This window comes from Rhodobacter capsulatus (assembly GCF_052363175.1).
In the GTDB taxonomy this organism is placed as follows: domain Bacteria; phylum Pseudomonadota; class Alphaproteobacteria; order Rhodobacterales; family Rhodobacteraceae; genus Rhodobacter; species Rhodobacter capsulatus_D.
Genome location: NZ_CP198946.1, coordinates 2508525 through 2526849, shown reverse-complemented (window position 1 = coordinate 2526849; position 18325 = coordinate 2508525). Strand labels below are relative to the sequence as shown.

At 64.7% G+C, this 18325-nt stretch carries 32 protein-coding genes; all 32 read right to left on the bottom strand.

What is annotated here, in order from left to right; all coding sequences use genetic code 11:
* Nucleotides 1–35: 35 nt before the first annotated feature.
* Nucleotides 36–491 carry a phage virion morphogenesis protein gene (locus ACTTAI_RS13320; protein ID WP_444452032.1) on the bottom strand — a complete coding sequence of 152 codons (456 nt, stop codon included), beginning with the start codon at nt 489–491 and terminating at the stop codon, nt 36–38.
* Nucleotides 488–673, bottom strand: coding sequence for a hypothetical protein (locus ACTTAI_RS13315; RefSeq protein ID WP_444452031.1), 186 nt, complete (start codon nt 671–673; stop codon nt 488–490). The genes ACTTAI_RS13320 and ACTTAI_RS13315 overlap by 4 nt, the downstream gene beginning before the upstream one ends.
* The gene (locus ACTTAI_RS13310; protein ID WP_444452030.1) at nt 670–2121 is read right to left on the bottom strand and encodes a phage minor head protein; all 1452 of its coding nucleotides are present in this window, start codon (nt 2119–2121) and stop codon (nt 670–672) included. Before ACTTAI_RS13310 ends, ACTTAI_RS13315 begins: the two co-directional genes overlap by 4 nt.
* Nucleotides 2114–3742 (bottom strand): DUF935 domain-containing protein, encoded by a 1629-nt coding sequence (locus ACTTAI_RS13305; protein WP_444452029.1) that lies wholly within the window; start codon nt 3740–3742, stop codon nt 2114–2116. Before ACTTAI_RS13305 ends, ACTTAI_RS13310 begins: the two co-directional genes overlap by 8 nt.
* A 15-nt stretch (nt 3743–3757) precedes the next feature.
* Complete coding sequence (locus ACTTAI_RS13300; protein ID WP_444452028.1) at nt 3758–5182, bottom strand: terminase large subunit domain-containing protein; 1425 nt, start codon at nt 5180–5182, stop codon at nt 3758–3760.
* Nucleotides 5179–5517 carry a DUF6527 family protein gene (locus ACTTAI_RS13295; RefSeq protein WP_444452027.1) on the bottom strand — a complete coding sequence of 113 codons (339 nt, stop codon included), beginning with the start codon at nt 5515–5517 and terminating at the stop codon, nt 5179–5181. Before ACTTAI_RS13295 ends, ACTTAI_RS13300 begins: the two co-directional genes overlap by 4 nt.
* A 94-nt stretch (nt 5518–5611) precedes the next feature.
* Entirely contained in the window at nt 5612–5839 is a 228-nt protein-coding gene (locus tag ACTTAI_RS13290; RefSeq protein ID WP_444452026.1) for a hypothetical protein, read from the bottom strand.
* Nucleotides 5836–6375 (bottom strand): phage protein Gp27 family protein, encoded by a 540-nt coding sequence (locus tag ACTTAI_RS13285; RefSeq protein WP_444452025.1) that lies wholly within the window; start codon nt 6373–6375, stop codon nt 5836–5838. Before ACTTAI_RS13285 ends, ACTTAI_RS13290 begins: the two co-directional genes overlap by 4 nt.
* Before the next feature lies 1 nt (nt 6376).
* Nucleotides 6377–6676, bottom strand: coding sequence for a VpaChn25_0724 family phage protein (locus ACTTAI_RS13280; RefSeq protein WP_444452024.1), 300 nt, complete (start codon nt 6674–6676; stop codon nt 6377–6379).
* Nucleotides 6673–7038, bottom strand: a complete 366-nt coding sequence (locus tag ACTTAI_RS13275; protein WP_444452023.1) for a DUF2730 family protein — start codon at nt 7036–7038, stop codon at nt 6673–6675. The genes ACTTAI_RS13280 and ACTTAI_RS13275 overlap by 4 nt, the downstream gene beginning before the upstream one ends.
* Nucleotides 7035–7406, bottom strand: a complete 372-nt coding sequence (locus ACTTAI_RS13270) for a hypothetical protein (protein ID WP_444452022.1) — start codon at nt 7404–7406, stop codon at nt 7035–7037. The genes ACTTAI_RS13275 and ACTTAI_RS13270 overlap by 4 nt, the downstream gene beginning before the upstream one ends.
* Before the next feature lies 1 nt (nt 7407).
* Entirely contained in the window at nt 7408–8292 is an 885-nt protein-coding gene (locus ACTTAI_RS13265) for an N-acetylmuramoyl-L-alanine amidase (RefSeq protein WP_444452021.1), read from the bottom strand.
* Nucleotides 8293–8382: 90 nt separating this feature from the next.
* Complete coding sequence (locus ACTTAI_RS13260) at nt 8383–8775, bottom strand: helix-turn-helix domain-containing protein (protein ID WP_444452020.1); 393 nt, start codon at nt 8773–8775, stop codon at nt 8383–8385.
* Nucleotides 8768–9022, bottom strand: a complete 255-nt coding sequence (locus tag ACTTAI_RS13255; RefSeq protein WP_444452019.1) for a hypothetical protein — start codon at nt 9020–9022, stop codon at nt 8768–8770. Before ACTTAI_RS13255 ends, ACTTAI_RS13260 begins: the two co-directional genes overlap by 8 nt.
* On the bottom strand, nt 9019–9594 hold the full coding sequence (locus ACTTAI_RS13250) for an MT-A70 family methyltransferase (RefSeq protein ID WP_444452018.1): 576 nt from the start codon (nt 9592–9594) through the stop codon (nt 9019–9021). The genes ACTTAI_RS13255 and ACTTAI_RS13250 overlap by 4 nt, the downstream gene beginning before the upstream one ends.
* Nucleotides 9591–10064 carry a phage protein GemA/Gp16 family protein gene (locus ACTTAI_RS13245; RefSeq protein WP_444452017.1) on the bottom strand — a complete coding sequence of 158 codons (474 nt, stop codon included), beginning with the start codon at nt 10062–10064 and terminating at the stop codon, nt 9591–9593. Before ACTTAI_RS13245 ends, ACTTAI_RS13250 begins: the two co-directional genes overlap by 4 nt.
* A complete protein-coding gene (locus ACTTAI_RS13240) occupies nt 10048–10410 on the bottom strand; it encodes a hypothetical protein (protein ID WP_444452016.1) in 363 nt (120 codons plus the stop codon). The genes ACTTAI_RS13245 and ACTTAI_RS13240 overlap by 17 nt, the downstream gene beginning before the upstream one ends.
* Nucleotides 10407–10634 (bottom strand): hypothetical protein, encoded by a 228-nt coding sequence (locus ACTTAI_RS13235; protein WP_444452015.1) that lies wholly within the window; start codon nt 10632–10634, stop codon nt 10407–10409. Before ACTTAI_RS13235 ends, ACTTAI_RS13240 begins: the two co-directional genes overlap by 4 nt.
* Complete coding sequence (locus tag ACTTAI_RS13230; RefSeq protein ID WP_444452014.1) at nt 10631–10900, bottom strand: hypothetical protein; 270 nt, start codon at nt 10898–10900, stop codon at nt 10631–10633. The genes ACTTAI_RS13235 and ACTTAI_RS13230 overlap by 4 nt, the downstream gene beginning before the upstream one ends.
* The gene (locus ACTTAI_RS13225; RefSeq protein WP_444452013.1) at nt 10897–11130 is read right to left on the bottom strand and encodes a hypothetical protein; all 234 of its coding nucleotides are present in this window, start codon (nt 11128–11130) and stop codon (nt 10897–10899) included. The genes ACTTAI_RS13230 and ACTTAI_RS13225 overlap by 4 nt, the downstream gene beginning before the upstream one ends.
* A gap of 10 nt (nt 11131–11140) precedes the next feature.
* On the bottom strand, nt 11141–11758 hold the full coding sequence (locus ACTTAI_RS13220) for a DUF3164 family protein (RefSeq protein WP_444452012.1): 618 nt from the start codon (nt 11756–11758) through the stop codon (nt 11141–11143).
* Between the two features lie 15 nt (nt 11759–11773).
* On the bottom strand, nt 11774–11998 hold the full coding sequence (locus ACTTAI_RS13215) for a hypothetical protein (RefSeq protein ID WP_444452011.1): 225 nt from the start codon (nt 11996–11998) through the stop codon (nt 11774–11776).
* Entirely contained in the window at nt 11988–12470 is a 483-nt protein-coding gene (locus ACTTAI_RS13210) for a helix-turn-helix domain-containing protein (RefSeq protein ID WP_444452010.1), read from the bottom strand. Before ACTTAI_RS13210 ends, ACTTAI_RS13215 begins: the two co-directional genes overlap by 11 nt.
* The gene (locus tag ACTTAI_RS13205; RefSeq protein WP_444452009.1) at nt 12467–12838 is read right to left on the bottom strand and encodes a hypothetical protein; all 372 of its coding nucleotides are present in this window, start codon (nt 12836–12838) and stop codon (nt 12467–12469) included. Before ACTTAI_RS13205 ends, ACTTAI_RS13210 begins: the two co-directional genes overlap by 4 nt.
* Nucleotides 12835–13422 (bottom strand): helix-turn-helix domain-containing protein, encoded by a 588-nt coding sequence (locus ACTTAI_RS13200; RefSeq protein ID WP_444452008.1) that lies wholly within the window; start codon nt 13420–13422, stop codon nt 12835–12837. The genes ACTTAI_RS13205 and ACTTAI_RS13200 overlap by 4 nt, the downstream gene beginning before the upstream one ends.
* Entirely contained in the window at nt 13419–14174 is a 756-nt protein-coding gene (locus tag ACTTAI_RS13195; RefSeq protein WP_444452007.1) for an AAA family ATPase, read from the bottom strand. Before ACTTAI_RS13195 ends, ACTTAI_RS13200 begins: the two co-directional genes overlap by 4 nt.
* A 44-nt stretch (nt 14175–14218) precedes the next feature.
* Nucleotides 14219–16339, bottom strand: a complete 2121-nt coding sequence (locus tag ACTTAI_RS13190; RefSeq protein WP_444452006.1) for a transposase domain-containing protein — start codon at nt 16337–16339, stop codon at nt 14219–14221.
* On the bottom strand, nt 16336–17205 hold the full coding sequence (locus tag ACTTAI_RS13185; RefSeq protein WP_444452005.1) for a ParB/RepB/Spo0J family partition protein: 870 nt from the start codon (nt 17203–17205) through the stop codon (nt 16336–16338). Before ACTTAI_RS13185 ends, ACTTAI_RS13190 begins: the two co-directional genes overlap by 4 nt.
* Nucleotides 17205–17525: a hypothetical protein gene (locus tag ACTTAI_RS13180; RefSeq protein ID WP_444452004.1), complete on the bottom strand. Its 321-nt coding sequence runs from the start codon at nt 17523–17525 to the stop codon at nt 17205–17207. The genes ACTTAI_RS13185 and ACTTAI_RS13180 overlap by 1 nt, the downstream gene beginning before the upstream one ends.
* Nucleotides 17526–17539: 14 nt before the next feature.
* Nucleotides 17540–17833, bottom strand: coding sequence for a hypothetical protein (locus ACTTAI_RS13175; protein WP_444452003.1), 294 nt, complete (start codon nt 17831–17833; stop codon nt 17540–17542).
* On the bottom strand, nt 17823–18053 hold the full coding sequence (locus ACTTAI_RS13170) for a hypothetical protein (RefSeq protein ID WP_444452002.1): 231 nt from the start codon (nt 18051–18053) through the stop codon (nt 17823–17825). Before ACTTAI_RS13170 ends, ACTTAI_RS13175 begins: the two co-directional genes overlap by 11 nt.
* A complete protein-coding gene (locus ACTTAI_RS13165) occupies nt 18053–18325 on the bottom strand; it encodes a hypothetical protein (RefSeq protein WP_444452001.1) in 273 nt (90 codons plus the stop codon). Before ACTTAI_RS13165 ends, ACTTAI_RS13170 begins: the two co-directional genes overlap by 1 nt.

The following is an 18325-nucleotide window of genomic DNA, read 5'->3' as shown; positions in this document are numbered from 1 at the left end:
GTCCCGCGCAGCCTGCGCGGGCAATGGGGCGTCTGTCAATCGCCGGAAAACGCGCCCGATAGCCAATCGTTGGTTTCGGCCAGGATGTTTTCCTTGTCCTCGTCCGAAAGGCCCAGATAGGGCCGCGCCGGGATGTCGCCCCAAAGGTGGGCATAGACCGACTTCGAGCCGCCGAACTGCATCATCGCGGCCTGCACGCGGTTCGAACCGACCCGCACGAAATCAGGACCGGTCGTCGCGAAGATCTGACTGTTCAAGCTGCCAGAGGTGCCAAAAAGCGGGCGGCTGTCGGACTTGCGGGCGAGCGTGGCCGGTGAGTTCGGCACCCAGGCAATGCCATCTGGCGCCGTACCTGCAGGAAATCGCGCCTTCGTCGAAGCTACCAGCAATTCGCCGAGGTCATCCATGAAACTGGTCATGTCGCCCAGCTGATCCTGCAGCCGGTCGATGCCCGCCAGGATCTCGCCGTCACGGAATTCGATGGTGATCACTTCCGGCCTCGTTCAGCGGCCAGGCGGTTCATCGCATTCCAGAGCGCCTCCCCCATCTGGTTCAGGAATGGCACATCTTCGGGAGGAGCCTCGTCAATGATGCGCTGCAACTCGGCAACAGGATCAGCGTGATCGGCGACGGATCGGATCAGTTCCTGAGCTTTGCCAATCGAGGTTGTCATTTCAGCGACCTATCGCGACGCCGGAAATAGTCCAGCAGGGCAGGATGGAGACGAGAGTGGCCCGAAGTGTAGCGCAGATACAAGGTGAATGCTTCCGCGAAAAACTCGAACCGATCCGTGGTTGCATAGTCCGAAAGCAGATAGGCCCAGCCATCGTCGAACATGCGATGTCGCTCGATGAGCGCGTCGATCTCGCTCTGGTAGTGCGCATGCGTATAATGCCCAAACTCGTGGGCGGCTATGTCGGCAGGGTTCTTGTAGACTGACCACCCGGGATAAGTACCGCTGGACAGTGCGCGCACCTCGGCGGAAACCGCCCCAAGCCGCCCCGCCCAACCGGTGACCCTGTCAGCTGAAGGCGTGTCCGCGATGGTCAAAAGTTCCGTCGTGGCGGCGGGGAAGGTGATCGACCGCATTGGCTCATGAAACAGGGCAAGGTGCTTTGGCACATTGCCCCTGATCGCATAGGGATAGCTCTCGGTCACCCCGAAATATCTCAGCGGCGGCAGCGCGAACCGCTCCACGGCCTCGATCCCCGCTCGCGTCATGCCGAAATATCCCTCAGGCGAGACACCGTCATGCCCGGTCTTGATCGCCATGCGCGCCTCTTTGGCGCGCGCGCTGATGGCTTCTGTGTCAGAGGTCGGCTCCATGGTGCGATAAACCATCGCCGCCCCGCCGCTGGAGAGCGGAAGCTTTGCAAGATGCTCGCGAAAATCCTGCGCCAGGGGTTCCGGCATTTTTGCGGCCTTTTGCTCCATCTGGGGCACAAGGTCAGAGACCGACGCCCCGGGCGCATAATCCCATCCCTTGCCAATCCCTTTCGGCGCCCCGGTCCGCGGATCGATCGCATCCCATCCGGCGGGCAAAGCCTTGTCCGGATCACCACCGCGCCGCCGCGCGGCCTCCAAGGATCTGGCACCCGAGAGGTAACAAGTGCAGCCCCAATCGTTGACGGGGGCATGGGTCTGCCAGAAAGCATGATCGCGCGGCAGCACCAGACCGTCCCAGGCGAGATGCTCCAACCGCGGTTCGCGGGCGTTGCCGTGGTGATAGATCAGATAGGGCATCGACATCAGCTGCGCCCACCGCCCGGCGGCATAGCTGGTCGCCATGTTGGTGCGGTAGATCACCTTGGTCCGCCAAGCCTCGCCCTTGGCACTGCCCTCGCCGGTCCAGCCGTGCCAGCCATGCTTCGCGACCAGGCCGCGGAAGTCGCGCCGGAACTCCTCCAGCGTCGTGCCCTGGGCAATCGACTTCTCGACCGCCGTCGCCAGATCCGCCAGCAAGTCCGCCTTCATCGCCCCGGCGACAACAAAGGCGCGATCATGTTGCGCCTTGACCAGATCGTCCCAGGCGGCGGTGCCGACCTGATTTGCCAGTCGCAGCCGCAGTGCCGCCAGCTGCAGATCGAAGGGCTTGCCGAAGCTGGCGCCGACCTCAGCCATTCTCGGCCTCGACATCAGCGCGGCCTGTCGCATTCGCCACGGTCAGCGCCTGCGCCAGCACACCGGCCAGCGGTCCACTGTCGAGCTTCGGGAACGCGGCCAGCAACATCGTCCGGAACTCCTCCAGACTGCCCGCGGTCTGCAGCATCGCCTCGATCTGGCCCAGCATCGCTTCCATCGGTGCTTGTGCCTCGATCGCGGCCCGGTCGCCAAGCGCCGGGGCGGCGTCATTCGACCCATCGCGTGGCTTCGCCGCAGACGCGCCTTCCGCCTGCAGGGCTGTCGTGATCCCCGCCGATGGCGCAGACCGTTCAAAAACCGCGCTTTGACCGTTCAACGGCGCGGCCAGCGGGCTTTCGACCGGTGCGACCGGCGCCCCAGACTGCGGTCGCAGCAGTTTTGCCCCCGGTTTCGGTTCGGGCAGGCCGAACTTGCCCATGATCGTCGCCTGATCGATTTCCAGCCCTCGGTCGATCAGCGGCACGATAGCCTCGGACATCGCCTTCAGGTCTTCCTGTTCCGGCTGCTCGATCTTCAGGCGCGGGTAGCGCTTCAGCGGGCCGAAGTTGAGCTGCATCCACGGCCGGATCAGATCGCGGTTCAGGATCGCGGCCAAAGCCTTTGCATCCGCCGTTTCGATATCCTTTTGAACGGCGCGATGTTCCTTGCCAGATCCGAGCCCGCCGACCACCGCATCCGTGGTTGCGGTCTGACCGAGCACGGCTTTCGAGATCTGCTGATCGAGCCAGTCGGCGCGCTCCTTGTAGAGCCCAGCCGCGGCCCCAAGGTTGCCCGACTCGATGAAGTCGATCCGCATGTCTTCGGGGATGATCGCACCGCAATCCCCGGCGATCTGCGCGACCGCCCGATAAAGCGTGTCTTGCTGCTCCTCGGTGGCCTGCGGCGAAAACCGCCCGACGCGGATGGGCTGGCCATAGTTCTGCGTGAAGATGGCCCAGTCCTTCTGGGTGAACATCTTGTACATGTAGCCCCACGCCGCGACGCGGGTCAGGCCGGAGCGCAGCGTCAGACCGGACTTGGCGGCGATCTTCGCAAAGATGAACTTGCCCCAGGGCAGCGGCTCTTCGGCCAGAGATCCGGTGATCAGCATCGGCGTCTTGAGCGCCAGCCGATCGAAGCGGAACCAGCGCGGGTCGCGCCATTCGAGCTTTGCGGGCATCCATTGCCCCTCGGAGGTGTCCCAGATGATCTCGGTAAAGCTGTAACCCTTGCCGATGCAGTCCAGGATGTCGAAGACCTCCTCGGTCAGCTCGTCCCGGGCAAGCCAATCGCGCACCATCTGCGCCCGGGCTTCGTCTTCGGGGCTGTCCGAGGCCGCCTCGATCGTGATCGGGATCTGGCTGACCGACCGGCGCCGGGTGCCGAGCACACCGATGTAATGCGGGTCGCGCTCCTCGATCGCCTCGTAAAGCTCCAGCTGGCGCACCGGATGCCCCGCATCCGCCTCGCGCAGGATATTGGCCAGCCGCACCGGCTCCAGCCCATCCGCCGGATAGGACGAGAGCGGCGATCGCACCGTCGCGATCTTTGCTCCGGCGATTTCGGATTTCAGCTTCACCGGATCGACGGGTTGTCCGTCAGGCCCCAGAAGACGCGCCATGGTTTTCTCCCTTCATCACAACCGGCCGCGCAGACGCGCCCCGAGCGGGCGGCGCCACCCTTCGGCGCTGCCAAAGCCAAGCCCTTTCCCAGCGTCTTCAGCCTGCTTGACCGGACGGTAGCTGTAAGTCGGCGTGCCCCCCTGCGCTGCCGAACAGGCCAGCGCCGCCGCCCAGAACCGGTCCGCGTGGCCATCGCTCTCGCCATCCGCCACCAGCCGTCGCGTGCCGCTGATCCCCACCTGGCTCTTGACCGAATGCAGATCGGCGCGCAGCACCGGGTCGCCTGCCGGGAGGCGGGTCTTGCGATCCTGCATGCTCTCCTTGAGCGCCGTCGCCATGTCGAGCTTGGCCGCGCTTGAGAACAGGATGCCTTCGACGCGCAGCTGCCCGTGACGGCGCTTGGCATCTTCGACCGGCTTTTCGCCCATGCCGGTCTGGTCCATCCGGACCCGCACCACGCGATAGCGGGCCATCACGTCATCGAGCAGCGCGTCTTGTTCGAAGAACGAGATCCGGCGGCGGGCGATCACCTCACGGGTCACCAGCACATCGCCGACCAGCTCCAGCACCCAGATCACGAAGAGGTCGTTGCGCGCGGCGATATCGACGCCGACGAAGCACGGCCCGCCCATGTAAAGCTCTGGGATGCCAGCGTCGGGGTGTTCGCAGGACGAGATCAGGTCGTAATCGAGCCAGGCGCTGGCCTCGTCGAGCCACTTCAGTTCGTATTCCTGCGCCCAGGCATCCTCGTCTGCCATCCCCGCGCGCAGCATGTCGATGTCACGGTCAAGGCCTTGCCGCACAGCCTCGTAGATATCGACGATGTGGCGCGACCAGACCGAGCCCTCGGCCGTCATCAGCTCGTAGAACTTGTTGCCCTTGCCGTTCGGGGTCGAAATCACCCGCAGCTTCTGCCGCCCCTTCGAAATCACCGGGAAGAGCGCGGCCCAGATCTCGCGCGATTTGGCGTGGAAAGCAAATTCGTCGAGGATCACGTTTGCGGAAAAGCCGCGGGCGGTGTCGGGGTTCGCGGGCAGTGCCGTGATGCGCGAGCCGTTCGGGAAGGCGACTTCGAGCGCCTTGTAGACCGCGTCCGGTCCCCGCTCCTGGGGCGCGCGAAACTCGCCCTCTTCAAAGCGGGGTTCACCCCCTTTCACGAGGGTATTGTAGACCTCGTAAAAGGCCTTCGTGAACGGCTTGATCACCTCGGTCATCGCCTCGGCCGCCTGCCGCTCGCCGCGCGACAGGATCACCCAGCGCGTCTTGCGATCGTCCTTCCAGGCGGTGAAGCAATCATCGACGCACTCGCCGCAGGTGCTGAAGGTCTTGCCGGTCTGGCGGCTGAACATGCCGATCTTGAAGCGGCTGTCGTCGGCGATCCATGCCCGCTGATAGGGCAGGAACTGCACGACGGGAGAGATCGGGTTGACGGCGCTCATGTGCCTTCCGTCCAGTTCGGCAGATCAACCGTTTGTCCGGAGAGTGCGTGGGTGCAATCGCTCAGGAACTGGATGCGGCCATCGGTCACGAACGAATGGCAGATGCGCTTGATGTCCTTCGATGTGTCGTCAAATTCCTCCGGAACATCGCTCGGCTCACTCCACGTCACAAGGATCGAAGGCGTAAACGTCGGGGCATCACCGGAGCCGTTCCAGCCCCAGCGCGGGCCGGACCCTTCGCCGACCCGCACTGCATGCGTTTCGCCGCAGCCCGGGCAACGAAACATCAGTCCACCACCTTCGAGTGTCCGCAACTTCGATCCCAGCGCACCCATCAGACTTTCCTTTTCCAGCGCACCGGCTCCCCGCATTCGGTGCAATGAAGATACGGCCCACGGAGGTCTCCCAAGGCGACGCCAATGTCAGTCATCAGTCACCCCACCCCCAGCGCGGCGGCACAGCGCGCCCTGTGCGCAGCGACGCCGCGACGGAATATGCGATCTCTGCCGCATTTGCGGCGGTGCGGGGCGAGTAGCCGACGTTCAGCAGTTCCGAGGTGATCTGCACCGGTTCGAGCACATCCAGCGGATGGGAGGGCACCACCCGGGCTTGCATCCGGCGACGCACCTCAGCGATCGTCGTGAGCCCCGCCATCACGCGAACCCCAGAATGCGGCGGGCCTTCTCGGCCGCCTCGGCATCGATGTCGCCCGTGTTGACGGCGGCATCCAGCTTGGCCGCCTGCGCCTTCTTCTCTTTCTCCTGCATCGCCTGGACGATGCCCGACGACGACATGACGTCCTTCATCATCCGGGCGAGGAAGTGCAGGTTCTGCGGGCTGATCTCGGCGCCCTCTTTGGACACCTCGGCCTGCATCACCTTGAACGCGAGCGTGGTCAGCATCTGGAACAGCACGTTCTGGCGCTGCGCCTGATCTTCCATCCCCATGTCGCCCAGCCATTCCTTGGCCCAGTCGGACGCCTGCTCCTGCAGCCGGACGAACTCCTGATATTCGGTGCCCCAGGCATGGATGGCCGACTTGCGGATCCGCAGGTCAAGCCCGGCCTCTTCCAGCCGGAAGTTCAGCGCCTCGGCCAGCTCCTCGTACTGACCGAAGCCCCGGGCGCGCAGCTCTTCTTGCAGCCACGCGCGCAGCTCCTGCGGCAACAGATCGATCTTGCGGGGCGGCGGCATGTCAGACCTTCGGGCTGGGCCGCTGGATCTCGGGGTGGGTGGCAAGCCCGCGCGCGATATCGACACCGCGCGCCGTCGCCGTCACCACCACGAAATCCGCCGCCGGATCGAAGGAGACGAAGCCCTGTTCGCGCAGCCACGCCAGTTCGGTCACGATCTGGTCGCGCGACGAGGTGAGGCCAAGCCCCCGCAGAACATCCTGCAGGATCGAGGCATTGCCGGTGTATTCCGGAATCGCCTCCAGATGCCGCAGGATCGCCAACCGGCGGTGCCGATTGATGGTCTTGAGGTAATCGCTCATCGCTTGCCCCCGTCCAAAAGGTGTTGCTCGTGCCGCGCCACGATCTGCTCAAGGCGCTCCATGATCCCGGCCTGACCGGCCATTGCCGCCGTCATCGCCTTCATTTCGCCGCGCAGCTGCTCCATCGCGATTTCGAGCTCGTGCAGATCCTTGTTCGACGGCAGCTGGGAGCGGCCGGTTTCAAGGCCGGTGATGCGCAGGTTGTGGGCGTCAAGCACCGCCGCCTGCTCGGCAAGGCGCTTGGCATTGGCGCGGCTGCCCGATGCCATCAGGTTCCAGACCGTCAGGCCAAAGGTCAGCAGTTGCGACAGCGCGACGGCCCAGACCACGATGGGCGAGATGTTCAGCACCTCGCCACTCATGCGCCGCCCCCGACCACCGGCCCGCCAGCGCCCTGATCGAGCACCTCATTCAGCTTCGCCTCGGCAAGACCGATCAGCACCGCATCATTCGGCTGCAGGGCCTTGAGCGCATCGGGCACGCTGGCCCGCGTGTAGTCCAGCGCGGCCGAGATCACGGCCGCGCGCGGCAGCCGGGCCAGGAGGGCGCCGCGGACCCCGGACATGATGGCGCTGTGCAGCGCCTCCCGGTGGCGGCCCTCGATCTCGATCCCCCAGCGCTGCTTCGCGGTGGCCGCGGCCCACGCGACGATCAGGCCGACAATGGCGGAAATCACCTGCAGCACCAGCGGCAGGATCTCGGATTGCAGTTGGGGTAGCAGATCATTCATGTCAGGCCTCTTTGTTCGACATGGGTTTGGTGTAGGAGGCGAGGATCCAGCCTTCGCGGCCGCCGTAGATCACGCGATGCCACAGCCGCCCATTGAAGGTGCCGGAGCGCAGCACGGGTAGGACTGTGCAGTCGGGGATCGAGGTGATGACGTTCGGGTTCCAGCTCGGCCAGGACCGCAGATTCAGACCGCCCGCAGCTGCCACCTGAACCTCTTGCTGCGCCGGGGCGGGCTCCGAGGCCTCGATGGCGTCAGCGTCTTCGGGGTGATGATCGCCCAGCACTCGCGCGCGCACCTGGTCGAGCGGGAACAGCGGGTTAACGTCAACCTTCCGGCCGGGGCTGACGTACCAGTGCGTCGTGATGGCTTCGAGGGTCAGGATTTTATCGAACAGCGCCGACAAAAGCGCCACGACGGACTCCAGTTGCGCCTGCGGATAGGGCATCCAGACACCGTCGCCATGCTGCGGCGTCGCCTTGCGCACAAGGCCAAGGATCCCAACCGGGTCCTCGAACAGCTGTCCCCACCAGGCACGCCCGCGCACGATGCCATCGCGGGCTTCGACCGGCTCCATCCGGCCCGGGTTGATGATCTCGATGCCGATCGAAAATGCGTTGCAGTATTCGCGGCCGTGGTAGATCGAAGCCCCTGCATGGTTGGCGCGGCGGTTCACGGGCACAAGCTGCGTGATGGTGCCGTCGGTCTCGACCACGAAATGCACGCTGACGCCTGCGGTGTTTTTCGAGGCGAGATAGGACGCCGAACTGCCTTTGGTCAGCGGCCCTGCGGTGTCATGCAGCACGACGATCGTCGGCACGATTTCGGAGCCGATATTCGCCGCGGCCCGGTACTCGACGCCGTCCAGCTTGTGCGCCTTGATACGCATGGATGATCCCCACAAAACATGGGGCCACGCGCCCCATGTCCGTTATCGGGCGACGGGGGCGCTCAATACATCCGCAAGACCTTGCGGGGGTCAGAGCAGGGGAAGCTGTCGGGGATCTGCTGACTTTGCCTTGCGCAGGCCACGCCATGGCTTCTTGGCCCGCCACGCGCGCACGGTCACATCGGTCACGTGCAATCTGCGGGCAATTTCGGCATCCGTCAAACCCTGATTGGACCAGACGGCGGCAATCCACTCTTTGGCCAGCGGCACCCGGCGCGGCAGATGCTCGGCGGCACGGGCGATCTCTGTCGCGCGCTCGACGCCGAATTCCTCGGCCAGGCGCGAGCGGCCCTTGGGCGAGTTCGCCAAATAGAGTTCCGCTCCGCCGAAGGTCAGAAGGAAGCGGATCGCCTCGGCCTCGCCGAGGACACGCACGAAGGGCTCGACATGGGCCGGAGCGGCCGGGGCCGCGCGATCAGTCATGGGGGTCGTCTCGCTCGATCCGCGGGATGGCGTTTTGGGGGTCAAGGACTGACGCCACCGTCTTGCCGCCGTCTGCGCTCCGGCGCAGGACAAACACCAGGCCATCCAGTTTGATACGCGCCGCGCCCGTCTGCGCCAGCGGCGTCAACCGCAGTTCCATCGACCGGCGCAGCTTCTCGATTTCGAAGCCGCCATGGCGCTCCAGGTAGCGCAGCACCGCATGATCAGACACCCGAACCCGTTTCATGCCATCACTCCCTCGAACTTACCGACTTCGTCGCCCCAGCTGGTCCAGCCCTGTCTGACCTCCCGGCTGAAAAGCTCGAGCCGCTGTGCGTGCGGCATCAGCTTTTCAGCTTCGACAAAGGCCTCGACCGGCTTGCGGCTATGCTCTCGCGCCACGCCAAAGATCACGTTTCGCACCGACTTCGTGGTCTTTGGGGCACCGCGCGTCGCGATCAGAAACGGCTCTCCGGCATTGCGCAGGATGTATCCGGTGCCAAACGTCTGCTTGCCGTTCTTGGTCAGCTTCGCCCATTCGCCTTGCGTCTTGTAGCGAAAGCCCCAGGCGGTGATCACCTCCAGCGCCTCGGGCAGCAGCGGCCCGACCGCCCAGAGCCACAGCAGGCAATTGCGCGCCGCCAGCGCCTCAACCGGCAGCGCCTTGATGGCGTCGATCGACATCGTGCGGTAATGAGCCTGGGGGCTTTTCTCTTCGCCATTTTCGGACCACATCTCGTAGTTCCAAGGCGGATCAGCCATGATCAGCTCGAACCCACCGACCGGCCGCAGCGCATGGAAGGTGTGCAGCATGGTCATTTGATCACCACGTTGGCGCGCTTGCACATGTCCTTCAGCGCGCGGATCACGTCGTTGATCTGCGCGGCGTCGCGCAGGGCATCGACATCGATCGGCACCGACTGCCACTTGCCCTCGAACCGCGAGCGGATGAAGGCGTTCAGCCCGTCACGGCCCGGCTTCTTCGCCGCACCGGCCTCGCCAAGCTTGCGCCAGAGCACATGCACGAAGCGCAGATCGGCCCGGCTCGCGGCGGGTTTCACGGCACCTTTCACGCCGCTTTTACGACCCTTGAACGTGGCCTTGCCGAAGGGCTGAAACCCGCGCGCCTTCAGCGCGTCGACGACGCGGACAAGATCCGCCTCGGTCATCTCGGCCATGCTGGCCTTGCCGGTCACGACAAGCTGCAGATCGTGCCGCGTGTCCTCGTCCAGCCCGAGCTGCTTGCAGCCGACATGGATCATGCGCTGAAGATTAAGGGCGGATGTCATAGGAACCATCGAAATAGCTGGGGCGGCGCGCGATCTCGGCCGCGATGAAATCCTCGGCAAACAGGGGGAACTTCGCCTCCATGCGCTTGCGAAGGTTGTTCTTGCGGACCTTGGCCCGCGCCTCTTGGCTCCACCGGCGGACGGGGCGCTGCTCGATCATTTCCCAGCGGATGGTCCAGCCGCTGCCAGGGCCGTATTCCGTGCCCAGCCCTGACATCTGCTCGATCTCGTCCGGGATCGGGTGGGGCCGGTCACATAGAACAGACATGGCAATGCGCGACACGCCGGGCGGCGGCGAGGTGTAGGGATTGCCCCAGCACAACTGGCAGCGCCATTTCGCGCTCATCTTGGCAAGCCCTGCGCCGAACCGCGCGCCACCGAGGCGGAAAGCCCAAGGCGAACCTCGCGCGCGCCCTCGATCTGCCCATGCGCCGCCTTAAGATGCGCCCGCCGCACCGGGTAGAGCGCATGATATTGGCGCAGAACCGCAACCATCTCCAACCGCTGCGCTATGCGCCGCCGCGCCCAGCCTTCGAAGCTCTCCCAGAATTGACGCTCCACCCCGCTCATGCTTCACCGCCTTTCGGGGGCGGCAGCGCCTTGGCCGGGGCAGGCAGCGCCAACCGTTGGACCGGGGCTTTGAGGGATTTCTCCTTCGCTGGCTTCGCCGCCTTCTGCGCAGCTTCTATCTGTCTAAGGTTGTGGAGCGCCCAGTTGAACTCATCATGGCCGGAGTATTCGATCTCGATTTTCATCACCGAAATCTTGCCTTTGATGGTGGCAGAATAGGATTTGAGGCGCATGTTTTCGTCCTCGGCGGTGAGCAGGAACATCATTTCCGCCCCCCGTTGCTCGGTACCGGGGGCAACTCGGTCCAAAGGGTCGGGTTTTCGGGAAGGTCTCGATCCCCCCACCAGCAGCCGCCTTTGATCGCCGGTTCCCACCAGCAGACACGCCAGTCTCCGCCATCGACGGCGGTTTCGTGGGGGCACCAGCCCAAGAACGCATAGGCGATCCAGTTTGTGCCGGTCTTTGGTGCCGTGGAAATCGGCTTCAGCTCGATCATAACCGCCCCCTCAAAGCGCCGCGAAATCGAGCGTCTTGGTGACCAGGGCGCCGCGCTTGTCCTGCTCCTTGAACAGCAGATAGGTGGCCGAGCCATGCACCTGCACCGCGTCCGAGATGGCTTGCATCGCAGCCGCCCATTTCGCGTCCGGATTGCCGTCGCGGTCCTTCATCTGCAGCTTTCGCAGGCTGAGAATGCGCCCGGTGTCGAGCCGCCCGGCCTTGTTCACTTGGAACGCATGCTCGACCAGGGCGCGGATGTTGTCGTTGGCATCGGCGGCGTTCAATTCGATGAACTCGTCGATCAGCGCCTTTGCCGCCTGCAGTTCGGCGCCGAAGCTGATCCGGTCGGTGACCTTGACCTCGATCGACAGCTTGCCGTCGAAGCTGGTCAGGCTGAAGTTGCCCTTGGCCCCGCCGATCTTGGCGCCATACTTCTCGAACAGCAGCTCGCGCGCCGCCTGCACTTCGGCAAAGCACTCGGCCTTCAGCGCGACCATCAGGTCCCGAACGCTGTCGGACTTGGCGTGGAGCCTGCGCACCAGCTCGTCCTTCATCTTGTCGGCGTCACTGACCAGACCATCGGGGACATGGTGCCCTTCGGAATTGATCCACATGCGGTCTTCCATCTTGCTCTCCTTGGTTCAGGGATTGGTCGGGGGCGGCACGATCAGCACATCCGGAGTCGGCTCCCCGGGCGGCACGGCCACAAGTCCAAGGCGCACCAGCGTCAGCGCCATGGCCCAGATCTGCTCGGTCGAGACCAGCGTCACGCCGCGCAGCCCGTCCCGGTCGATGCGCCCGATGGCGCGGGCGGCCATTTCGATCATCTGACGATCGTCCATCGGCGCGGCGGGATCACGCGACATTGGCGAGGCTCCCCAGCACGACCAGCGCCGCCTGCCGCGCCTCGGCGTCGGACAGGTCGGTGTTGCCCAGGATCGAGGCCGCGGTGAGCAGGCACATGCCCGCCCGTTCTGCATCCTCGCGGCCAAGCGCATCGGCCCCGATCATCCGCCGTGCCAGCGCAAGGGCAGGCTCCGGGCTGGCCTGGGCGAATTGCTGCACAAAGCGCGACAGGTTCTCGACATGGGCGGCATAGGTCGGATCGCTCAGGATGCGTTCCGTCACCTGCTCGACAGAGTTCTTGACGGTCGCCTGGTCTCGGCCGCCGACAAACTTGCCGATCAGCAGCCACCCGAGATTGGTGTGTGACCGCAGCAGATAGATCAGCTCGTGGCGCAGCCAGACGATCGAGGCCACCTTGGTGCGCTCCAGCAGGGCGGCGGGCGTGACCTTGTGGTAGGCGCAGACGGCCCGCATGACGATGTGCTCGTTCATTTCGTGCCCTCGGCGCGATAGCGCGGGCAGCGATTGCAGGCGCGATACATCCGGATCATCTCGCTGTTGATGTCCGAGTACTTGCGCGCCGCCAGCTGCCAGTCGCGGCAGATGTTCGTCTGCAGCTCGCCCCGCGCCGGGCAGCTGACCGTGGCCAGCTCGAAGACGCCGCGCACGACCTCCTCGACGGCGCCCATGTCGCCCTCGTAGCGGTTGCGCAGCACGGCCGACACCAGAGCCGCCGAGCGGTTAAGGCGCTTCGCGACTTTGTTCTGGCTCGATTCCGCGCATTGAGCAGCCAGCAGGGACACCCAATCCGGCATATCCGCGCCCCAATGCTCGCGCGCCGTCTCTATCGGACCGGTCATTTGCCACCCCCAAGCGCAAAAGTTTCGCGCGAGTTGGGGTCAAACACCTGTTGCACACGCTGGATCTGCGGCGCCTTGGGGCCGCGGTTGCGGATCAACCGATAGCTGGCGAGCTGCGCCCGGTGCGGATCGGCCTTGGTCTTGACCTGCAGATAGCCCGCCGCCAAAAGCCGCTTGCAGTAGTCGCGCGCGGTCGACTCGGGGATTTCGACGCTGGCGTGCTGGATCAGGTCGCGCGCGCTGAACGTCTTGAGCATGTACATGCCGCGCCACAGCTGCTCGTAATTCTCGCCGTGGGTGACCTTGCTGCCATCAGACCGCAGCCGCGGAGCATGATAGCCGGTGTCAAGGATCAGCTCCCAGCACCCCTGTTGCCCATTTTCGGTTTCCCGGGCCTTCAGGTAACCGGCAGTGGTCAACGCTTTCAGATACCGCAGTACCGAGGATTTTCCGAGCCCGGTGGCTTCAACGATGGCCTTGGTCGTAATCGCCTTCGGGTTGGCTTTCATCGCCAGCCACATCTCCTGCCGACCGGCACCAACTTGATCGGCCGGGCGCCGCCCCGTGAACGACGCGCGCGTCATGCCATGCCCCTCCGCGGAGTCGGCGCTTCGCCGAGGAAGAATTCGATCTTGGGCACATCAGCCATGGTGATTTCGGACCGACCAGAGGTCAGCGAATACAGATTGACCTGGTTCAGGTTGGCCACGACGCGCCGAAAGTTCGCGGCGGACTTTTCGAGCACGACTTGCAGCACATCATCCGGCAGGGTCAGCTGCGGTTGCTTAAGTTGAGCCAGCACCCTGGTCTCGCGCAGATCGGCGGGTTGCGCCGCGGGCCAGGCGCCGATCCTGTTGTGGACACGCTCCCAACGGCGCAGCCGCTGGGGCAGGACCTCTTCCCCGATCAGGATCATCGCGCTGCCAAGCGAGCTGATGTAGATGTCGTGGATCACGCCCATCATGTCATCACGGCAAAGTTTGTGAGCCTCGTCGATCAGCAGCGGGCGGCCGGACTTTGCCAGCTCCTCGCCGATCTGCTCAACCATGTCGCTGATCTGCCCACTCGGCTCCATGCCAAGCGCCTTGACGATCTTCGTCACCAGCACTTTGCGCGTCCAGACCGATTTAACCTCGACCCAGCAAGCGTTATAGACCTGCGCGTTGTAGATGGCCGCGCTGGATTTTCCGTAGCCCGAAAACCCGTGGAAGCAGCCCATCCCCGGCAAGTCAGGGTCGCGATCCCGCAGCTGCTGGATGGCCGCCCCCAACAGCATGACGTTGCGCAGGGGTGCCACATTCGCGATGGTCTTGGCCTTCTTGATGTCGTCCAACATGCTCTCTCCTCATCTTCCAACCGCCGTGCCAACAGCGGCATTCGTCATCCGATCGCCACATCTCCATCCCGATCAAACATCGCCCTCTGGGCGCGGTAGATCGGATGGCGCTGCATGCGCTCGTAGAATTCTGCGTCCTCGGCCGAGATCGGCTCTCCAGCCTCGGACCGCCGCTCGATGTCGATCACCCGCCAGAACCTGGTGACGTCGGTTTCTTCCGGTTCCACCACGGGGCGAGACACCGCGAAATCGACCTGCAACACCCTCAGTTCATCGTCGCGCGACGTGTCCGGAACAGGCAGGCTGCGCTCCATCGTCATCACCTTGCGGTGTCGGACGGGGGCGATATCCACCACCTTGGCCTCGATCAGCGGGGTTTCGGGCGCGGGCACCGTCGCCAGCTCGGCCACCAAAGCTTCGACCGACACCGGCAGCTGCGCTTTCAGCAGTTCTTTCTCGATACGACGGCGTTGCGCTTTCGCTTTCGCATGCAGGCGCGCGCCGACCAGATCGAAGAAACCGACCTTCTCGCGGCACTCCGCTTCTCCCAAGAATTCTCCGGCCAGCGTGTAGATCCAGAGGCCAGCATGCAGATTCTCCGGGTCGAACCGCGCCACCACCTTCTGACCGGCGAATTCGTTCATCCAGTCCGCCCAGTAGCTGTTCTTGAACAGCGCCAGCGCCCCATGGGTGCGATGCAACGTGCAGACTTCCTGTCCCATCAGCCACAGCCGGTGCTGTTCCGGGGTCGCCTTGCGGATCGGCGCGGCACCATAGCTCTCCGCGAAGGTGTCGTCGAAGCTGCGGCCCTTCGCATTGGGCGTGAGGCGCCCAGGCCGGGCGTTGTGGTCCGCGATCTCCTGCGCGGTGATCGCCAGAAAATCAGCCAGCGGGATTGCGCGCGACCCATAGTTTTCGGGCTTCGCCGTGGGTTTGTTGCCGACATAGGCCCCGGCAAAGGCGGGATGCCGCGCCAGACGATCGGCGATATCGCGGAACGCCCGCTCGATCGGCTTGGCCTGTCCATGCGCAGGGGTGGCCCAATGCACCTGGATGCCCATTTGCGGCAGCACTCCAAGCGCGTCATCATCCCGAACCGTGAAACGGAACCGGGTCGGCGTGCCGCCGGTCAGCCATTTGTTCGCGAACTCGTGGCCATTGTCGAAAAGACAGTGCCGCGGAATGCCCCAGGTCTCGATCAGCTCGCCAAAGGCAGACATGACTGCCACCTTGTTGGGGTCCAGATCGACGCGCCAGGACAGGATCTTGTTCGAATATAGATCCTGAAACGCGACGATTTGCGGACGCACCGGCTTGTCGATGCCGGGCCATTGCACGAAGACGTCGATCTTGTGGCAGTCAGCATTGACGCCTTCGAGCGCGACCATCGTCGAGCGGTCACGGATCTGCGGCGGGAAGCATTTTTCAAGCCCCTTCAGCCCCTCACGGGCATAGACCTGCGTCACGCGCGGCACATTCGCATCCATCCAGCGCCGCGCCGTGCGATCGGCCAGCACCTTGAGGCCCCGCGTCTTGCAAAGCTTCTTCACCCGGTCGTAGCAGGCCTTGAAACTGCCGCCATCCACCCGCAGGTAATCCGCCTTGAGCCAGTCCAGGAACTCCTGACTGCACTCCGCCCGCTCGCGCTTCGCCTCGGCGGCACGATGGCGGGGCGCCAGATAGGCCAGCCGGTCCGCCGGATCGACGCCCTCGATCATCTCGAACCAGTTCCAGACCGTGCGCGCCGCCACATCGGCCTCGGCCGCCACCGTATCGACCGCCAACGCCTTGCCCATCGGCGCCTCCAGCGCCTCCACCTTTTGGATCACCGCCAGCCGCGCCGCGGCCGAAGCCTTCACCACCTCCGGCAGCCCGTCATACCAGGACCAGACCTCGCCCCGCGCCCGCTGCGGCGCCGGGGCATGATGAGGCGCGGTCGCGGCTTTCAGCAGCGCCGCCTGCGCCCGTACCGGCAACAGCTTCCAGTGATATTCCCAGCCACCCCCGCGGCCAGTGCGACGGCGGGCATAGGTCGGATGCGCCCTCCAATCGAGACGCGCCGCCATCGCATTGACGTTGCGCTTTGTCGTCGGCACATCGGGCAGGCCCGCGGCCGCAAGGGCCTCGGTCGTCCACCATTCGCGTGCGGGGGTGGCTGATTTCATTCTGCGGCCTCCTGGCGCGCTGGCAGTTCGACGCCAAGCTGCAGGCCCAGCATCTCGATCAGACGGATGCCGTTGACATCGACGAACTTGGTGCGAGCCTTCGCCCCGGCCCGGTTCCATGCGGCCTGCAGCGCCTTGAACTGCTGATCTGACGGGTCTTGAACGGGAGCTTCACCCTCCCGTTCAAGGCGCAGCGCGCGGCGCGCATCCGCCGCCGATTTCGACAGGCCTTCGGCCAGACGGGCCACCACGTCATACCGCTCCGGCGCCGGACCGATCTTCGCAATCTCGGTAAGGTCCTTCAGCGTCACCGGCCGCGGCGCAATGCGCAACCGCGCCACCTCGTCGGGGCCGAGCTTGGTCCCGGCGGCGACGATCTTCTGCACCTGGCGGGCGGTCATTCCGAACTTTTGGGCAGTGGCGTCAGCAAACGAACTCAGTTCACTTGCTGAACCTTGCCGCGCCAGACCACCGGCCACGCCCCGCTTCGTCTCCGGATGCAGCCGCTCGTAAACCTCCTTGCGGGTGGCCAGAAAGACCGCCGTATCGAGCGCGTTCATCTCCGCACCCGCAAGGTTGTCGTCGATCTCCATCAACCGCGCCCAGTCGTCGGTGACGTCGGTCCAGACCTTGGACTCAATCATCGTCCAGTCGAGCCGCCGCGCCGCCTCCAGCCGGTGCCCGCCCGCAATCAGATGTAGGCTGCCGTCCTTCTTCTTGCGCACATGGATCGCGTCCTTCATCACCCCGGTCTCGGCGATCGAGGCAAGAAGGCTCTGCACCCCGGCTTCGGTCACCGGACGCAGGCGGTCGCGCACGATCACCTCCGCCACCGGCACGCTGTCGATCTGCGTCAAACGGGCCATCACGACCTCCCGCCGCGGGCACGCGGCAGCGACGGGCGCACCTCGTCCGCCAGGGCATTGCTCAGCCGACGGCAAGCATCGCACATCCTGTTATGGATGCCCGCCGACGCGAAAACCCGCTGGCAGCACAGGCAGGGTCGATCGATCCGCTTCGCCTTCTGGTCCGCCTCACGCTGCAGCACGTCGCGCTGCTGTTCGGCCCGAACCTTGAAGGGGGTCTGGCTGTCGCGGATCACCTGTCCGCTGGGAGCCAGCACCACATAGCCGATGCCGGACAGATGCTGCACCTGATAACTGCCAGGGCGGGCATAGTCTGCCATGCCAACCATCTGCGTCACCCCAGCGCCGCTTCACAGACCGCCAGATCACCGGCCGTCTCGGCCTGATGCAGGCACTCCAGCAACTCGGTGACCAGCTGATCATGCTTGGTCCACAGAGCATCGGCCTGATCGAGCGCAGCCCACATGCGCGGGTCATCCGGCTGCTTCTGGTCGGCATCCGCGTGGATGCGTCCGGCGCTGACAGCAGCCTCATTCGCGGCCTTCGTCAGCCGCCGGATCACCGCCATCCGCGCCCGCGGCGGCATGTCGACGGGTCTGGTTTCGTCGTTGAGAACGTCAGTTTGCATGGAACACCTCAAAGATCAGGGGAAGAAAGACGGGGATGATCAGCATGAAGAGCAGGATCGTCGCCGCGCCGAGCACGTCGCCGACCCAACAGCCGTCGAGCCAATCGCTGAAGGATTTGAGGCGCCGGAGCAGGGTGGGGAGGAAGCTCCGGCGCCCGCCGTGCCCGTCCTTCGGGGTGGTGGCTTCGGGGGCACGGTATTCGGTGGGAAAATCGGTCATCACAGCCACCCCGCAACATCGCTGATGGCAAGCGCAACGCCCGTCCACATGGCGGCGACAAGCACGATCGCGGGGATGATCCACCACCCGTTCGGCAACTCCCGCCCCGGCACACTATGTGCTTGCGCCAGGGCGGGACCGCCCTCACCATCCGCAACGCCAATCAACGAACGGGAGGAAGGGATGGAAGAACTGGAAGAACGGCTGGCAGCGCTCGAAACCGAGAACGAGGTGCTGTCAGCAAGATTTGAGTTGCAGCAGAGTTTTCTCAT

What these genes read in the sequence shown, in the direction of transcription:
- ACTTAI_RS13315 (WP_444452031.1), bottom strand. Translation starts at nt 673, where the DNA reads ATGACAACCTCGATTGGCAAAGCTCAGGAACTGATCCGATCCGTCGCC.
- ACTTAI_RS13310 (WP_444452030.1), bottom strand. Translation starts at nt 2,121, where the DNA reads ATGGCTGAGGTCGGCGCCAGCTTCGGCAAGCCCTTCGATCTGCAGCTG.
- ACTTAI_RS13305 (WP_444452029.1), bottom strand. Translation starts at nt 3,742, where the DNA reads ATGGCGCGTCTTCTGGGGCCTGACGGACAACCCGTCGATCCGGTGAAG.
- ACTTAI_RS13300 (WP_444452028.1), bottom strand. Translation starts at nt 5,182, where the DNA reads ATGAGCGCCGTCAACCCGATCTCTCCCGTCGTGCAGTTCCTGCCCTAT.
- ACTTAI_RS13295 (WP_444452027.1), bottom strand. Translation starts at nt 5,517, where the DNA reads ATGGGTGCGCTGGGATCGAAGTTGCGGACACTCGAAGGTGGTGGACTG.
- ACTTAI_RS13285 (WP_444452025.1), bottom strand. Translation starts at nt 6,375, where the DNA reads ATGCCGCCGCCCCGCAAGATCGATCTGTTGCCGCAGGAGCTGCGCGCG.
- ACTTAI_RS13280 (WP_444452024.1), bottom strand. Translation starts at nt 6,676, where the DNA reads ATGAGCGATTACCTCAAGACCATCAATCGGCACCGCCGGTTGGCGATC.
- ACTTAI_RS13275 (WP_444452023.1), bottom strand. Translation starts at nt 7,038, where the DNA reads ATGAGTGGCGAGGTGCTGAACATCTCGCCCATCGTGGTCTGGGCCGTC.
- ACTTAI_RS13270 (WP_444452022.1), bottom strand. Translation starts at nt 7,406, where the DNA reads ATGAATGATCTGCTACCCCAACTGCAATCCGAGATCCTGCCGCTGGTG.
- ACTTAI_RS13265 (WP_444452021.1), bottom strand. Translation starts at nt 8,292, where the DNA reads ATGCGTATCAAGGCGCACAAGCTGGACGGCGTCGAGTACCGGGCCGCG.
- ACTTAI_RS13260 (WP_444452020.1), bottom strand. Translation starts at nt 8,775, where the DNA reads ATGACTGATCGCGCGGCCCCGGCCGCTCCGGCCCATGTCGAGCCCTTC.
- ACTTAI_RS13255 (WP_444452019.1), bottom strand. Translation starts at nt 9,022, where the DNA reads ATGAAACGGGTTCGGGTGTCTGATCATGCGGTGCTGCGCTACCTGGAG.
- ACTTAI_RS13250 (WP_444452018.1), bottom strand. Translation starts at nt 9,594, where the DNA reads ATGACCATGCTGCACACCTTCCATGCGCTGCGGCCGGTCGGTGGGTTC.
- ACTTAI_RS13245 (WP_444452017.1), bottom strand. Translation starts at nt 10,064, where the DNA reads ATGACATCCGCCCTTAATCTTCAGCGCATGATCCATGTCGGCTGCAAG.
- ACTTAI_RS13240 (WP_444452016.1), bottom strand. Translation starts at nt 10,410, where the DNA reads ATGAGCGCGAAATGGCGCTGCCAGTTGTGCTGGGGCAATCCCTACACC.
- ACTTAI_RS13235 (WP_444452015.1), bottom strand. Translation starts at nt 10,634, where the DNA reads ATGAGCGGGGTGGAGCGTCAATTCTGGGAGAGCTTCGAAGGCTGGGCG.
- ACTTAI_RS13230 (WP_444452014.1), bottom strand. Translation starts at nt 10,900, where the DNA reads ATGATGTTCCTGCTCACCGCCGAGGACGAAAACATGCGCCTCAAATCC.
- ACTTAI_RS13225 (WP_444452013.1), bottom strand. Translation starts at nt 11,130, where the DNA reads ATGATCGAGCTGAAGCCGATTTCCACGGCACCAAAGACCGGCACAAAC.
- ACTTAI_RS13220 (WP_444452012.1), bottom strand. Translation starts at nt 11,758, where the DNA reads ATGGAAGACCGCATGTGGATCAATTCCGAAGGGCACCATGTCCCCGAT.
- ACTTAI_RS13215 (WP_444452011.1), bottom strand. Translation starts at nt 11,998, where the DNA reads ATGTCGCGTGATCCCGCCGCGCCGATGGACGATCGTCAGATGATCGAA.
- ACTTAI_RS13210 (WP_444452010.1), bottom strand. Translation starts at nt 12,470, where the DNA reads ATGAACGAGCACATCGTCATGCGGGCCGTCTGCGCCTACCACAAGGTC.
- ACTTAI_RS13205 (WP_444452009.1), bottom strand. Translation starts at nt 12,838, where the DNA reads ATGACCGGTCCGATAGAGACGGCGCGCGAGCATTGGGGCGCGGATATG.
- ACTTAI_RS13200 (WP_444452008.1), bottom strand. Translation starts at nt 13,422, where the DNA reads ATGACGCGCGCGTCGTTCACGGGGCGGCGCCCGGCCGATCAAGTTGGT.
- ACTTAI_RS13195 (WP_444452007.1), bottom strand. Translation starts at nt 14,174, where the DNA reads ATGTTGGACGACATCAAGAAGGCCAAGACCATCGCGAATGTGGCACCC.
- ACTTAI_RS13190 (WP_444452006.1), bottom strand. Translation starts at nt 16,339, where the DNA reads ATGAAATCAGCCACCCCCGCACGCGAATGGTGGACGACCGAGGCCCTT.
- ACTTAI_RS13185 (WP_444452005.1), bottom strand. Translation starts at nt 17,205, where the DNA reads ATGGCCCGTTTGACGCAGATCGACAGCGTGCCGGTGGCGGAGGTGATC.
- ACTTAI_RS13180 (WP_444452004.1), bottom strand. Translation starts at nt 17,525, where the DNA reads ATGGCAGACTATGCCCGCCCTGGCAGTTATCAGGTGCAGCATCTGTCC.
- ACTTAI_RS13175 (WP_444452003.1), bottom strand. Translation starts at nt 17,833, where the DNA reads ATGCAAACTGACGTTCTCAACGACGAAACCAGACCCGTCGACATGCCG.
- ACTTAI_RS13170 (WP_444452002.1), bottom strand. Translation starts at nt 18,053, where the DNA reads ATGACCGATTTTCCCACCGAATACCGTGCCCCCGAAGCCACCACCCCG.
- ACTTAI_RS13165 (WP_444452001.1), bottom strand. Translation starts at nt 18,325, where the DNA reads ATGAGAAAACTCTGCTGCAACTCAAATCTTGCTGACAGCACCTCGTTC.